Raw genomic sequence first — 14,698 nt, forward strand, 5'->3', positions numbered from 1 at the left:
TTGAACCGGCTGCCACCGGCATCGTGACGACCGGGCGGCCACGCGTCGCGGGCCACCCGCTGCGAATAGACAGTCTAGGCGATCGCAGGAAAAGTGCCGCGTGCGTCGTGCGTTACGCGCCGCGCTCGCCGCCTTCGGGGCCGTAGAAGAACACCCACGTCGAGAAGTCGTCGGAGAAGCCGACGAAGCGGTGCTCGGCGTGTGCCGGGACGAACAGCACGTCACCGGCCGCGACTTCGCATTCGCGGCCGTCGACGACGAAGCGCGACGTGCCCGTGGAGATCGCGTAGACCTCGTCGCGCGTATGCGGCTTCTGCTTGTCGTCGATGCTCGGCCGGTACAGCTCGACGTCGAGCGTACCGTGGCGAAACAGCGTCGTGAACAGCGTGCCTTCATCGTCGAGGCGGGCGAGCGATTCGTTCAGGCCGAGCTTCATGGTGAGGGCTCCGGATCCGGATCGTGGGGGCTACGTCAGGCGTTGAGCCATCGTATCTCGAAATCGGGAGCGCGATGTTCTGCGCCCGACGAGGCGGGCGAATCACGTTGCTCGCCACCGATGAAACAGTGCACGCACACGCTCGCCATGGATGAAACGCATGTGTCCATCGATGAAACAGCGTGACGTTCGTCCGCATTCGATCGACAGGTTCACCGCGATTTAATAAACGCCCACTACGATCGCGCATCGTCAATCGACCGATATGCAGCGATTCGATTCGAGCGTCGACCCTGCCATCCATCGCCCAACCGCGCGACGCGTCAGGTTGTCGTTTCCCGTGAACCCGCGACTTGCAACGCCGTGACCGGCTGCCGGCGTTGCTCGCATCATTTCGTATTTCTCATGAATCGAAACCCGTCGGCTTCTTTACGCAGAAAAATTCTTGCTGCCGCACCCGCGGTTGCCGTGGCGCCGTTGCTGAGTGCATGCGGCGGTGACGACGTCACGTCGGCGCCCGTCACCGATGCGGCGCTGGCCGCGCAGATGTCCTCGAAGCTCAATGCGCAGCTCGGCGACGCGGCGACGGTCAATGCGATCGTGCCGGCGTTGACCGACGTCGGCTTCACGTGGGACCTGCCGACCTTGCCGGCCGCGCAGGTCGGCGCGATCGTCGCGTACAGCTTCGGCAATCGCCCGAATGCGGCAAGCGGCAACACGTCGAGCACCGGCGGCAACCAGATCGCGCTGCCCGACCCGGGGCCCGTCAACGAAGCGCTCGCGGATGCCGTGTACCGGATTCGCCAGTTGAAACCGGTGAAGGTGTACGCGCAATGGGAGATCGCGCGCTTTCTCGTGTCGAAGTACGGGATGGGAGCCGACGTGCTGTCGTCGATCGAGCCGGTGATCGCGAGCGATGGCTCGATCGTGTACCTGAGCACGGCCGGCGTCGCGGCCGTGGCCGTGTCGCGCGCGGGCGGCGCGGCGGCAATGGGCACCGTCGCGGTGGTCGGCCATCGCGACCATGCGAAGCGCTGCATCCAGACCTCGCAGCAGGCGGGCATGAAGGCTGCCGCGGTGGCCGAGGTGTCGCTGCCGACGATATACGACCCGCAATCGGGCCAGCCGTGGACGCGCAATCGCAGCCTCTATCTCGTGCACGACATGTATGCGCAGATGCTTGGCCGCGCGGTGACCGCGACGATGCAGGCGTTCCCGAAGGGATGACGCCTTCCGCTCCTCACTCGAATCTCATGACCATGACGACCCGCCGCCATTTCCTGGCTTCCACTTCGTTGCTCGCCGCCTCGTGTGCATCCGTTGCCCCGGCTTTCGCGAGCGATGCCCTCGTTTCCGATGCGGAATTGCAGCGCCAGATGCTCGGCAAGCTGACGAACGAACTGAACGATCGCGCGACCGCCGCCGCCGAAACCGGCTACCTGTTCGACACGTTTTTCTCGTGGACGCCGCCGACCGTCGACGCTGCCGGTATCAACACGATTGCCGCGTTCAGCTTCGGCAATCGTGCCGCGACATCCGGCGCCACGCCGGTGCCTGGCCCCGTGAACGAGGCGATTGCCGACGCCGTGTTCCAGCTTCGACAGAAGGTCCCGGCCCCGATCTACGCGCAGCAGGAAGTCGCGAGCGTGCTCGCATCGAAGTACGGGCTGACGGCCGGCGTGACGTCGATCGCGACACCGGCCCTTGCTGCCGGCAGCCCGATCCCGGCACCGGATGGCGTGGCCGCCGCGATCGTCAGGCAGGCCGGCTCGGCCGCGGCGCCAGGGAAGGTCGGCGTCGTCACGCATGCGGATCAGGCGTCGATGGCCGTGCGCGTGTCGACCGCGGCAGGGATGCAGGCCGCCGTGCCGGCCGGCCTCACGCTTCCGTCGCTCTACGACACGTCGGCGCTGATGCCGGCCATGCGGCGGCGCGATCTCTACCTGATGAGCAACGCGGGCGTGCAGCTCGGCATGCTGCGCCTCGCCCTGATCGATCGCGAGTACCCGAACGGCTGACATCGCGACGCATCGGCGCACGCGATCCGGGCGACATGATCCGCGATTCGCCATCGCGCCGCGCCGGATCGTGCGTGCCCCGTTTGCCGGGTAATGCCGATACAGGTATTGGGACTACCAGCCAAACCACTGTTTTTAATGGGTTTTTTCGCGTCCGGCCTGAGCCGTGACGCGTTCTGCGTGGCATAATCGACCACATCCGCAAGGCTTGTAGTCACAACGACCCCGCATACCCATGGCACAGACTCTCTACGACAAATTGTGGAACACCCACGTGGTCCACACCGAGGAAGACGGCACGACTCTGCTCTACATCGACCGTCAGCTGCTGCATGAAGTCACGAGCCCGCAGGCGTTCGAAGGGCTGAAGATGGCGCAGCGTCCGGTGTGGCGCATCAGCGCGAACCTGGCCGTGTCGGACCACAACGTGCCGACCACCGATCGCAGCCACGGCATCGCCGATCCCGTCTCGAAGCTGCAGGTCGACACGCTCGACGCGAACTGCGATGCGTTCGGCATCACGCAGTTCAAGATGAACGACGTGCGCCAGGGCATCGTCCACATCATCGGGCCGGAGCAGGGCGCGACGCTGCCGGGCATGACGATCGTGTGCGGCGATTCGCATACGTCGACGCACGGCGCATTCGGTGCGCTCGCGCACGGCATCGGCACGTCGGAAGTCGAGCACGTGCTCGCCACGCAAACCCTGCTGCAGAAGAAGAGCAAGAACATGCTCGTGAAGGTCGAGGGCACGCTGCCGCGCGGTTGTACCGCGAAGGACATCGTGCTCGCGATCATCGGCAAGATCGGCACGGCCGGCGGCACGGGCTACGCGATCGAATTCGGCGGCTCGACCATTCGCGCGCTGACGATGGAAGGCCGCATGACCGTCTGCAACATGGCGATCGAGGCCGGCGCGCGCGCAGGCATGGTTGCGGTGGACGACACGACGATCGACTACCTGAAGGGCCGCCCGTTCGTGCCGACCGGCGCGGAATGGGATCAGGCCGTCGAATACTGGCGCCAGTTCAAGTCGGACGACGGCGCGCAGTTCGACCGCGTGGTCGAACTGAACGCCGCCGAGATCGTCCCGCAGGTCACGTGGGGCACGTCGCCGGAAATGGTCACGTCGATCGACGGCCGCGTGCCCGATCCCGAGCGCGAGAAGGATCCGGTCAAGCGCGACGCGATGGAGCGCGCGCTGGCGTACATGGCGCTCGAGCCGAACACGCCGATCGAATCGATCAAGGTCGACAAGATCTTCATCGGCTCGTGCACGAATGCACGTATCGAAGACATCCGCGCGGCCGCCTATGTCGTGAAGAAGCTGAACCGTCGTGTCGCGTCGAACGTGCGGCTCGCGATGGTCGTGCCGGGCTCGGGCCTCGTGAAGGCGCAGGCCGAGCGCGAAGGGCTCGACAAGGTATTCACCGATGCGGGCTTCGAATGGCGTGAGCCGGGCTGCTCGATGTGCCTCGCGATGAACGCCGACCGGCTGGAGCCGGGCGAGCGCTGCGCGTCGACGTCGAACCGCAACTTCGAAGGCCGTCAGGGCGCGGGCGGTCGCACGCACCTCGTGAGCCCCGCGATGGCGGCGGCCGCGGCGATCGAAGGTCACTTCGTCGACATTCGCCAGCTGGGGTAACGCGTGACGGCATCGAAAGTCATTGCGCGGCGGGTTGCCGCGCTGGCGCTGGCGGGGCTGGTTTTCGGCCTCGCGGGCTGCAATACCGTCCGAGGCTTCGGCCAGGACGTCAACGCCGCCGGCAACGCGCTTCAGCGCGCCGCGGACTGACGCCGCCGACCGAGAATTTGCGATGGGTGCCGGCTGGACGCCGGCCCTTCAACCGGATAGACGGATCATGGAAAAATTCACTGTGCATACCGGCGTCGTGGCGCCGCTCGATCGCGAGAACGTCGACACCGACGCGATCATCCCGAAGCAGTTCCTGAAGTCGATCAAGCGCACGGGCTTCGGTCCGAACGCGTTCGACGAATGGCGTTATCTCGATCATGGCGAGCCGGGCCAGGACAACTCGAAGCGTCCGCTGAATCCCGACTTCGTGCTGAACCAGCCGCGCTACCAGGGTGCATCCGTGCTGCTCGCGCGCAAGAACTTCGGCTGCGGCAGCTCGCGCGAGCACGCACCGTGGGCGCTGCAGCAGTACGGCTTCCGCGCGATCATCGCGCCGAGCTTCGCTGACATTTTCTTCAACAACTGCTACAAGAACGGCCTGCTGCCGATCGTGCTGACCGAGCAGCAGGTCGATCACCTGTTCAACGAGACGGTCGCGTTCAACGGCTTCGAGGTGACGGTCGACCTCGACGCGCAAGTCGTGCGCACGGGCGACGGCCGCGAGTATCCGTTCGAGATCGCCGCGTTCCGCAAGTACTGCCTGCTGAACGGCTTCGACGACATCGGCCTCACGCTGCGCCACGCGGACAAGATCCGCCAGTTCGAAGCCGAGCGGCTCGTGAAGCAGCCGTGGCTCAATACCAAGCTGGTCGGCTGAGATCGCCTTTCGGGCGGGCGCGCCGGCGGCGCGTTCGCCGGCCTGCCTCCCAAAAAACCTACCCAGTCAGGAATTTCGCATGAAGATTGCAGTGCTGCCCGGCGACGGCATCGGTCCGGAAATCGTCAATGAAGCCGTGAAGGTGCTGAACGCACTCGACGAGAAGTTCGAACTCGAACAGGCGCCGGTCGGCGGCGCGGGCTACGAGGCGAGCGGCCATCCGCTGCCCGACGCGACGCTGAAGCTCGCGAAGGAAGCCGATGCGATCCTGTTCGGCGCCGTGGGCGACTGGAAGTACGACTCGCTCGAGCGCGCGCTGCGCCCCGAGCAGGCGATCCTCGGGCTGCGCAAGCACCTCGAGCTGTTCGCGAACTTCCGCCCGGCAATCTGCTATCCGCAGCTCGTCGATGCGTCGCCGCTGAAGCCCGAGCTGGTCGCGGGCCTCGACATCCTGATCGTGCGCGAACTGAACGGCGACATCTACTTCGGCCAGCCGCGCGGCGTGCGCGCTGCACCGGACGGCCTGTTCGCCGGCGAGCGCGAAGGCTTCGACACGATGCGCTATTCGGAACCGGAAGTGCGCCGCATCGCGCACGTCGCGTTCCAGGCGGCCCGCAAGCGCGCGAAGAAGCTGCTGTCGGTCGACAAGGCGAACGTGCTCGAGACGTCGCAGTTCTGGCGCGACATCATGATCGACGTGTCGAAGGAATACGCGGACGTCGAGCTGTCGCACATGTACGTCGACAACGCGGCGATGCAGCTCGCGAAGGCGCCGAAGCAGTTCGACGTGATCGTCACGGGCAACATGTTCGGCGACATCCTGTCGGATGAGGCGTCGATGCTGACGGGCTCGATCGGCATGCTGCCGTCGGCGTCGCTCGACAAGAACAACAAGGGCCTGTACGAACCGTCGCACGGTTCGGCGCCGGACATCGCGGGCAAGGGCATCGCGAACCCGCTCGCGACGATCCTGTCGGCCGCGATGATGCTGCGCTACTCGCTGAATCGCGCGGAGCAGGCCGATCGCATCGAGCGCGCGGTGAAAACGGTGCTCGAACAGGGCTACCGCACGGGCGACATCGCGACGCCGGGCTGCCGGCAGGTGGGCACGACGGCGATGGGCGACGCGGTGGTCGCGGCGCTGTAACGCAATCATGTAGAAAGGGTGCGAACAGGCCGCGAAATCGGCCGGTTCGCATGCGGTTGGCCGTTGTGCGGGCCACCGGCTTTGTGTAGACTCGAACGATGGCGCATCTTTCCCTGATCTCCCCGGTCTTGAAACTCCACGGCAACACAGCCCGTGTGGGTGCGCGCGCCATCGTCATCACGAAAACCATTACCACGAAAACGATCATTAAACGCTGATCGTCCGTCGTGCCCGCCTATTTCCCCGCGCGGTCACATCGGGGACGGAAATGGCGGGGAAGCTCCATCAAAGGGTTAGTCATGAACGTAGGTCTCGTAGGTTGGCGCGGCATGGTCGGCAGCGTCCTGATGCAGCGCATGCAGGAAGAGGGCGATTTCGACCTGATCGAACCGGTGTTTTTCAGCACCAGCAACACGGGCGGCAAAGCGCCGTCGTTCGCGAAAAACGAGACTACGCTCAAGGACGCGACCAACGTCGACGAGCTGAAGAAGTGCGACGTGATCATCACGTGCCAGGGCGGCGATTACACGAACGACGTGTTCCCGAAGCTGCGCGCGGCCGGCTGGAACGGCTACTGGATCGATGCGGCATCGTCGCTGCGGATGAAGGACGACGCGGTCATCATCCTCGATCCGGTCAACCTCGACGTGATCAAGGACGCGCTCGTCAAGGGCACGAAGAACTTCATCGGCGGCAACTGCACGGTCAGCCTGATGCTGATGGCGCTCGGCGGCCTGTTCCGCGAGAACCTCGTCGACTGGATGACGGCGATGACTTACCAGGCCGCATCGGGCGCGGGCGCGCAGAACATGCGCGAGCTGCTGTCGCAGATGGGCACGCTGAACGGCGCGGTGAAGGAGCAACTCGCCGATCCGGCTTCCGCGATCCTCGACATCGACCGCCGCGTGCTGGCCGCGATGAACAGCGATGCGATGCCGACGAGCAACTTCGGCGTGCCGCTCGCCGGTTCGCTGATCCCGTGGATCGACAAGGATCTCGGCAACGGGATGTCGAAGGAAGAGTGGAAGGGCGGCGCGGAAACCAACAAGATCCTCGGCAAGCCGGCCATGGGCGAGCCGGGTTCGATCCCGGTCGACGGCCTGTGCGTGCGGATCGGCGCAATGCGCTGCCACTCGCAGGCGCTGACGATCAAGCTGAACAAGGACGTGCCGCTCGACGAGATCAACGGCATCCTCGCGTCGGCGAACGACTGGGTGAAGGTCGTACCGAACGAGCGTGAAGCGTCGATGCGCGACCTGTCGCCGGCGAACGTCACGGGCACGCTGACGGTGCCGGTCGGCCGTCTGCGCAAGCTCGCGATGGGCGGTGAATACCTGTCGGCATTCACGGTCGGCGACCAGCTGCTGTGGGGCGCGGCCGAGCCGCTGCGCCGCATGCTGCGCATCCTGCTCGACAAGTAAGCTGCATGACCGGCCCGCGAGATGCGGGCCGCGGTGCACGAGATTGCGCGCCGCGTCGGCCTTGACGATATCAAGGCTGGCGCGGCGCGTTTTTCATGTGCGGGTCAGCGCATGTTCAGGAGCGTCTGGTCGACGGCCTGCTGCGTCTTGATCGTCTGCGCGTTCGCCTGGTAATCGCGCTGCGCCTTGATCAGGTTCACGAGCTCGGTCGTCAGGTCGACGTTCGAGTTTTCCAGCGCGCTCCCCTGCAGCGTGCCGTGGTTCGTGCTGCCCGGCGCGGAGATCTGCGGCACGCCCGACGCGGCGGTTTCCACATACTGGTTGCCGCCGATGTTCACGAGCCCGTTCGGGTTGTTGAAGTTCGCGAGCGCGATCAGGCCGAGCAACGCGCTTTGGCCGTTCGAGTAATTGCCGGTGAGCTTGCCGTCGGCGCCGATCGAGAACGTCGTCAGCGTGCCGCTCGCGAAGCCGTCCTGCGCAAGGTTGTTCACGCCGCTTTTCCCGCCGAACTGCGTCGTGCCGGTCAGGTCGAGCGTCAGGTTCTGCGGATTGGCGGCGCCCGACGCGTTGGGGATCGAGAACGAGAACTGCCCGACGCTCGGCGTCGGCTGGCCGGTTGCGGCCGACGTCGTCGAGCTGATCCGGCCCGATGCGTCGAACGTGACGGTGCCGAGATTCGTCGGCGTCTGGCCCTGCACGCCCGCATAGGCCTGCCAGGTGCCGGCCGCGTTCTTCGTGAAATACATCGAGACCTGTTGCGCACCGCCGAGCGTGTCGTACACCTGGATCGACGAATTGTAGTTGTACGTAGTGTTGTCGCCCGCGTTGAACGGCGTCTTGGCCGGCACCTTGTCCTGCGAGTTCAGGTTGAACTGGCCGGTGATCTTCGTCGTCGCCTGCGGCGCGATGTTGGTGGTCGGCGCTTGCAGCGGCACGGTCGCCGCGGTGTTGATGGCGCCGCCCGGGCCGGCCGCATAGCCCATCAGGTTGCGGTTTTGCGCGTCGACGATGGCACCGCTCTTGTCGCGGTGGAATACACCATCACGCGAGTACGTCGTCACGCCGTTGTTCGACATCTGGAAGAAACCATTGCCGTTGATCGCGATGTCGAGCGACGACTTCGTCGTGTTGATCGTCCCCTGTCCGAATTGTTGCTGCACCGACGTGAGCCGCGTGCCGATGCCGATCTGCGTGTTGGTCGACGTCGCGACCGAATTCGCGTACATGTCGGCGAAGTTCGCGCGACCCTGCTTGAAGCCAACCGTGTTTGCGTTCGCGATGTTGTTGCCGATCACGTCGAGATGGTTCGCCGCGCCGGCCAACCCGCTCAAACCCTGTTGATAGCCCATGTTCGATCCCCGTAACGAGCTGGTGAGTAAATGCAGTCGTGCGACTGCGGGATGCCTCCCTGGCACCTCACGGCGTCAGCCAGGCCGACCGCGTTCCCGCTTTTACGGCGGGTGCGAGCGCGATGGTCGAACTGCGCCGATTCTTGTTTGAAGACGATCCTAGCGACGGCAATTATTCGATCTGTGTAATCTTGTGTAATTTAATTGAATTGCTGTCGAAATGATCGATTTCGTATGAGTAATGAGGCGGGGGTGAGGCTGGAAAGCCTTATGGGGCGGGGGCTTGACGGAGGGGATGCGCAATTCGACGATCAGAGGGGAGAATTGGCCTCTTATCGATCAATTGAAATTCATTTGAATGGGGTGATGGCCGAATGGATTTATTTTGATTGGCGCTTGTTAATCCAATAACGGCAGGCGGCGCGAATTATTGAGGAAACGCACCTGATATCCCGGCCGTGGTTCTGTGTCGACCCCCCCGGGTTGTGCGAACCACATCGTCGAGCGAGCAAGGGCATGTGGGATGCGTTCGGCAGGCGATGCGGCCGGTCGGTTTTTCATCCGATACAGGTGCGTGCCCGGTCGATCGCGGGCGTGGGTCGCAGCGTGCGCAGCCGGACACCCACCGCGGCCCGATCGCGGGATGGCCCGACGCGCGAACGCAATCGGTTGCACCCGCCGGCGATGAATTCGGCCCGAACCTGATCACGTGAAGTAAACTATGCGGTTACGACGCACAGACCCGCCGAAAGCGTCGCGTTCCACGCGACGCTTTTGCATTTCTGCGGCAACTTTATTGATGCTTTCAACCGCGAATCCGAGCCGCGCCCGCGCGCGGCGATAGAGCCAACGATGTCCCGAATTTCCTTGTTTCCGCGTCAGTCCCGTCTGTCGCGCGCCGTGCGTGGCGCGCTGGCGATCCTGGCGCTCGGCGCAACCGCATCGGCCTGGGCGGCCGGCACCGGCGAACTGCCGGCGTCCGCTGCCGACGGCGCAGTGCCGCTTACCGTGACGGTCCAGCCGGGCCAGTCGCTGAACGACATCGCGAAGGCGGCCACGCAGTCACGCGATCCCGGCGTGCTCGCGCGCGCCGGTCGCGCGCTGTTCGACGCCAATCCGCAGGCGTTCATGAAGCACGACGCGAGCCGCCTGAAAGTCGGCGCGACGCTGACCGTGCCGGCGCTCGATGCGACCGGCGCGGCAGTCGTGCCGGCCGCTGCATCCGCAGCGTCCGCGGCGTCCGGTGCAGCAGCCGCGTCCGCACCCGCCGCATCGGGCGGCACGGCAGTCGCGCAGCATGGTGCGTCCGCGCCGCATCCGGGGTCGACCGTGCAATCCGCGCCGGTGGCGCCGCCCGCGCATGCGGCGCCGGTCAGCGGTGCGAGCGCAGCGACGACGGCCGCTGGCGCGGCGGCATCGGTCGGTGCTTCGGCTGCCCACGGCGCATCGGTTGTCGAAAGCATGCAGCCGGCGGCACCCGTTGCCGGTGCAAGCGGTCCGCATGTGTGGAGCGGCGCGATCCAGTCGGTGCCGTCGTCCGCGAGCGGTGCCGTGATCCCGCCTGCGTCGGGCAGCCAGGTTCCGGGCATGAACGAACCGGCCGGCGCGACACCTGCCACGAGTGCGTCGCAGCCGCGGCCGTCGAGCCTGCAGCAACTGCTGGCGCTGAAGAATCGCGTGCTGATGGAACTGCAGAAGCACGGGATCGGCAAGCCGGCCACGACGAACGAGGTCACGCCGGCTCCGGCGCCGGCACCTGTCGCGCCGCGTCCGGCCGCGAACGATGCGGGCGCGTCCGCAACTGCGCCGACGACAGGCGAAGCGGCATCCGGCGTTGCTGCCAGCGCAGTGCAGCCGGCATCGGTATCGGCGCCCGCGCAACCGGCCGCGCCGGTGGTGGCGCCTGCACGCAGTCACGAGCAGATCGACTGGCGTCCGGCCGCGGTGGCCGGTGCGGCCGTGATCGTCCTCGCGGCAGGTTTCGCGTGGCGCAAGCGCAGGAAGAGCCGACGCACGGACGATGCGGGTACGGACACGGCGGCTACCGCAGCGGCTGCGGGGGGTATTGCGGCTGCGGCTGCCACTGCGCACGCCGAAGCCGCGCCGTCCGTCGAACCGGAACTGCCGATCCGGCCCGAGATGCCGGTTGCGCGCGATGCCGCTTCCGACTTGAACCTTGCCGTGGCGACTGCAGCAGCGGCGGAACCGGTCGGGATGCCGGCTACGGATGTATCGCCGGCACCGGAAGTGACGGCGGCGCATGTCGAGCAGCCTGAGTTGCCGATCGCACACGCCGCAGTACCGCCCGTGAGCGAGGCGGCTCCGATTTCGCACGATGCCGAGCCGGTTGAAAAGGTCGCGACTGAAGCGCAGGCCGAAGCGCACGCCGAAAAGCCGGCCGAAACGTCGTCGGGGACGCCGATCGAGACGTCGGCGGAGCCAGGGGCGGCGATGCCGGCGGAGGCGCCGGCCGCACCCGCGGCCACCGAAGCGCAGCACGCGGCGCTGATGCAGAACGCGATCAGCGCGCTCAGCAGCCTCGACATGCCGCTGCCGCCGCGCACGCCGGACGAGCCGTCACTGGCGGCGGACGAGCCGGCTGCGCAAGCAGGGCAGTCCGACACCGATAAAATCGCAACTAACGGTCGAGCCGCTCACCACCTCCCGATTGGCTCGATCGATCCGGCCCCGGAACATCCGGCCGACCAGGACGACGAGTTCGATTGGGATCCGGACGCAGCGACGCCGGCGAGCCAGGCGGGCAGCCCGTTCGCGACGTCGTCGCTGCCGCCGCTCGGCGGCGCGCAGTTCGGCGCGCTGAAGCTCGATTTCGATCTCGACCTGCCGTCCGCGCCAGGTGCTGCGTTGCCGGCGCTGACGCCGGACGAACTCGCCCGCATCGCGCGCAACAAGCTCGACCTCGCGTCCGAGTACGTCGAACTGGGCGACCTGTCCGGTGCGCGGACGCTGCTGCAGGAAGTGGTCGACGCGAACGACGCCGCGACGCGCGACGATGCGCGCGCGCTGCTCGCGAAACTGGCGGACGAGGCGTGATGCGGATCGCGCTCGGCATCCAGTACGACGGCGCGGCGTTCTGCGGCTGGCAGGCGCAGCCCCACGGCAAGACCGTGCAGGATCGGCTCGAGCACGCACTGGCCGAGTTCGCGCGCGTGCCGCTGCATACGACGGTGGCCGGGCGGACCGACGCGGGCGTGCACGGGCTCGGGCAGGTCGTGCACTTCGATACCGACCTCGATCGCGAGGTTTTCTCGTGGGTGCGCGGCACCAATGCGTTCCTGCCGCCGACCGTCGCGGTGCAATGGGCGAAGCCGATGCCGGACACGTTCCACGCGCGTTTCTCGGCGTTCGAGCGCACCTATTACTACACGCTGTACGTGCATCCCGTGCGCTCGCCGATGCTGGCGGGGCGCGCGGGCTGGATCCATACGCCGCTCGACGACGACGCGATGCGCGCCGCCGCCGCGCACCTGATCGGCGAGCATGACTTCTCGTCGTTCCGGTCGTCGGAATGCCAGTCGAAGACGCCGGTCAAACACCTGTATCAGATCGACGTGCGGCGCGTGGGCCATTTCATCCATTTCCGGTTCCGCGCGAACGCGTTCCTGCACCACATGGTGCGCAACCTGATGGGCTGCCTCGTCGCGGTCGGTCGCGGCCGTTATCCGGCCGACTGGCTCGCTGACGTGCTGGCCGGGCGCGACCGCAAGCTCGCGGCGCCCACATTCATGGCCGACGGGCTGTACCTCGCCCACGTCGGCTACCCGGCGGAATTCGCCGTCCCGCCCGCGCAGCTCGGCAGTGTGCCGTGGAGCAGCGTCTGGGCCGATCTGGACCCGCAATCATGACGGATCACGCCGTGTCTCCCCCGAATCCCGCCTCGGCCGGCTTGCCGCCGCGCACCCGCATCAAGCTGTGCGGGCTGTCGCGTCCCGAGGACGTGCTGCACGCGGCGGCGCTCGGCGCCGATGCGATCGGTCTCGTGTTCTATCCGAAGAGCCCGCGCGCGGTGTCGATCGCGCAGGCGGCGGAGCTTGCGCGCCTCGCGCCGCCGTTCGTGTCGGTGGTCGGGCTGTTCGTGAACGCGACCGAAGCCGAGATCGAGGCCGTGGTGCGCGACGTGCCGCTCACGCTGCTGCAGTTCCATGGCGACGAAACGCCCGAGCAGTGCGATGCGCTCGGCCGCACGGCGCGCCTGCCGTGGCTGCGCGCGGTGCGCGTGGGCCCCTCGACGCAATCGGCCGATTTGGTAGAATCGGGTCTTCATTATTCGAAAGCGCGCGGCCTCCTGTTCGACACCCTGGTGCCGGATTACGGTGGTAGCGGCAAGGTCTTCGATTGGTCTCTTATTCCCGCAGAGCTCGCGCATCGGGCCGTTTTGAGTGGTGGCTTGAGCGCGCAAAACGTCGGTGATGCGATCCGCCAGTTGCGCCCGTTTGCTGTCGATGTCTCGAGTGGCATCGAAGTGGAGGGCGCGAAGGGCGTGAAGGATCACGCCCGGATGGCGGCGTTCGTACGCGCGGTGCGCGAAGCGGACGCCGGGTGATGCAAGCCGGTGCGGCCTGACAAGCGGGCGCGCCGACCGATCGAGAGAGACACCATGTACAACCTTCCTGATGATCGCGGCCATTTCGGCCCGTATGGCGGCACGTTCGTCGCCGAGACGCTGATTCACGCGCTGGACGAACTGCGCGCGGCATATGAAAAATTCCAGAACGATCCCGATTTCGTCGCCGAATTCGAGCGCGAACTGAAGCATTTCGTCGGCCGCCCGTCGCCGATCTATCACGCGCAACGCTGGAGCGAGACGCTCGGCGGCGCGCAGATCTACCTGAAGCGCGAAGACCTGAACCACACCGGCGCGCACAAGATCAACAACGTGATCGGCCAGGCGCTGCTCGCGAAGCGCATGGGCAAGAAGCGCGTGATCGCCGAGACGGGCGCCGGCCAGCACGGCGTCGCGACCGCGACGATCTGCGCGCGCTTCGGGATGGAATGCGTGGTCTACATGGGTTCGGAAGACGTGCGCCGCCAGGCTGCGAACGTCTACCGGATGAAGCTGCTCGGCGCGACGGTGGTGCCGGTCGAATCGGGTTCGCGCACGCTGAAGGACGCGCTGAACGAAGCGATGCGCGACTGGGTCACGAACATCGAGAGCACGTTCTACATCATCGGCACGGTCGCGGGCCCGCACCCGTACCCGATGATGGTGCGCGACTTCCAGCGCGTGATCGGCGACGAGTGCAAGGTGCAGATGCCCGAACTCGCAGGCCGGCAGCCTGACGCCGTGATCGCCTGCGTAGGCGGCGGTTCGAACGCGATGGGCATCTTCTATCCGTACATTGACGATACCTCGGTGCAGCTGATCGGCGTCGAAGCAGCCGGCGACGGCATCGACACGGGCCATCACGCGGCGTCGCTGATCGCTGGCAGCCCGGGCGTGTTGCACGGCAACCGGACCTACCTGCTGCAGGACGACAACGGCCAGATCATCGAGACGCACTCGGTGTCGGCGGGCCTCGACTATCCGGGCGTCGGCCCCGAGCACGCGTGGCTGAAGGACAGCGGCCGTGCGCAGTACGTCGGCATTACCGACGAGGAAGCGCTGAAGGCGTTCCACGACTGTTGCCGGATCGAGGGGATCATTCCCGCGCTCGAGTCGAGCCACGCGATCGCGTATGGCGTGAAGCTCGCGCCGACGTTGCCGAAGGACAAGATCCTGCTCGTCAACCTGTCGGGCCGCGGCGACAAGGACATGCACACGGTCGCCGAGCGATCGGGCATCGAGCTCTGACC

The 14,698-nt window shown here is 66.3% G+C and carries 13 protein-coding genes; 11 read left to right on the plus strand and 2 right to left on the minus strand.

The window, feature by feature from the left end; translation table 11 throughout:
- Positions 1–112: 112 nt before the first annotated feature.
- On the minus strand, positions 113–436 hold the full coding sequence (locus FFS49_RS21655) for a cupin domain-containing protein (RefSeq protein ID WP_105818867.1): 324 nt from the start codon (positions 434–436) through the stop codon (positions 113–115).
- Positions 437–841: 405 nt separating this feature from the next.
- On the opposite strand from FFS49_RS21655, the gene FFS49_RS21660 reads away from it, so the two are divergent.
- From FFS49_RS21660 to asd, 7 genes are all read left to right on the plus strand, one after another.
- A complete protein-coding gene (locus FFS49_RS21660; RefSeq protein ID WP_105818866.1) occupies positions 842–1,663 on the plus strand; it encodes a hypothetical protein in 822 nt (273 codons plus the stop codon).
- Between the two features lie 32 nt (positions 1,664–1,695).
- Positions 1,696–2,454 (plus strand): Tat pathway signal protein, encoded by a 759-nt coding sequence (locus FFS49_RS21665; RefSeq protein WP_105818865.1) that lies wholly within the window; start codon positions 1,696–1,698, stop codon positions 2,452–2,454.
- A 235-nt stretch (positions 2,455–2,689) separates the two neighbouring features.
- Entirely contained in the window at positions 2,690–4,099 is a 1,410-nt protein-coding gene (gene leuC / locus FFS49_RS21670; RefSeq protein ID WP_039358286.1) for a 3-isopropylmalate dehydratase large subunit, read from the plus strand.
- 3 nt (positions 4,100–4,102) lie between these two features.
- Positions 4,103–4,249: an entericidin A/B family lipoprotein gene (locus FFS49_RS21675; RefSeq protein ID WP_039358289.1), complete on the plus strand. Its 147-nt coding sequence runs from the start codon at positions 4,103–4,105 to the stop codon at positions 4,247–4,249.
- 67 nt (positions 4,250–4,316) lie between these two features.
- Positions 4,317–4,967 (plus strand): 3-isopropylmalate dehydratase small subunit, encoded by a 651-nt coding sequence (leuD, locus tag FFS49_RS21680; protein ID WP_039358292.1) that lies wholly within the window; start codon positions 4,317–4,319, stop codon positions 4,965–4,967.
- Between the two features lie 79 nt (positions 4,968–5,046).
- Complete coding sequence (gene leuB / locus FFS49_RS21685; RefSeq protein ID WP_039358295.1) at positions 5,047–6,114, plus strand: 3-isopropylmalate dehydrogenase; 1,068 nt, start codon at positions 5,047–5,049, stop codon at positions 6,112–6,114.
- Positions 6,115–6,413: 299 nt separating this feature from the next.
- The gene (asd, locus tag FFS49_RS21695; protein ID WP_027791140.1) at positions 6,414–7,535 is read left to right on the plus strand and encodes an aspartate-semialdehyde dehydrogenase; all 1,122 of its coding nucleotides are present in this window, start codon (positions 6,414–6,416) and stop codon (positions 7,533–7,535) included.
- Between the two features lie 104 nt (positions 7,536–7,639).
- Here the strand turns inward: asd and flgE are convergent, their stop codons facing one another.
- Positions 7,640–8,884 carry a flagellar hook protein FlgE gene (gene flgE / locus FFS49_RS21700; RefSeq protein ID WP_105818864.1) on the minus strand — a complete coding sequence of 415 codons (1,245 nt, stop codon included), beginning with the start codon at positions 8,882–8,884 and terminating at the stop codon, positions 7,640–7,642.
- A gap of 852 nt (positions 8,885–9,736) precedes the next feature.
- Between flgE and FFS49_RS21705 the strand changes: the two genes are divergently transcribed.
- Genes FFS49_RS21705 through trpB form a run of 4 tightly spaced genes read left to right on the plus strand, consistent with a single transcriptional unit; the run spans position 9,737 to position 14,696 of the window.
- Entirely contained in the window at positions 9,737–11,938 is a 2,202-nt protein-coding gene (locus FFS49_RS21705) for a FimV/HubP family polar landmark protein (RefSeq protein WP_105818863.1), read from the plus strand.
- Complete coding sequence (gene truA, locus FFS49_RS21710) at positions 11,938–12,750, plus strand: tRNA pseudouridine(38-40) synthase TruA (RefSeq protein WP_171026811.1); 813 nt, start codon at positions 11,938–11,940, stop codon at positions 12,748–12,750. Before FFS49_RS21705 ends, truA begins: the two co-directional genes overlap by 1 nt.
- Positions 12,747–13,448: a phosphoribosylanthranilate isomerase gene (locus FFS49_RS21715; protein ID WP_105818861.1), complete on the plus strand. Its 702-nt coding sequence runs from the start codon at positions 12,747–12,749 to the stop codon at positions 13,446–13,448. The genes truA and FFS49_RS21715 overlap by 4 nt, the downstream gene beginning before the upstream one ends.
- Positions 13,449–13,502: 54 nt before the next feature.
- The gene (trpB, locus tag FFS49_RS21720) at positions 13,503–14,696 is read left to right on the plus strand and encodes a tryptophan synthase subunit beta (RefSeq protein ID WP_039358309.1); all 1,194 of its coding nucleotides are present in this window, start codon (positions 13,503–13,505) and stop codon (positions 14,694–14,696) included.
- The last annotated feature ends 2 nt before the right edge of the window (positions 14,697–14,698 follow it).

Source organism: Burkholderia sp. 4NA327C6, assembly GCF_005502655.1.
GTDB classification, from domain to species: Bacteria; Pseudomonadota; Gammaproteobacteria; order Burkholderiales; family Burkholderiaceae; genus Burkholderia; species Burkholderia contaminans.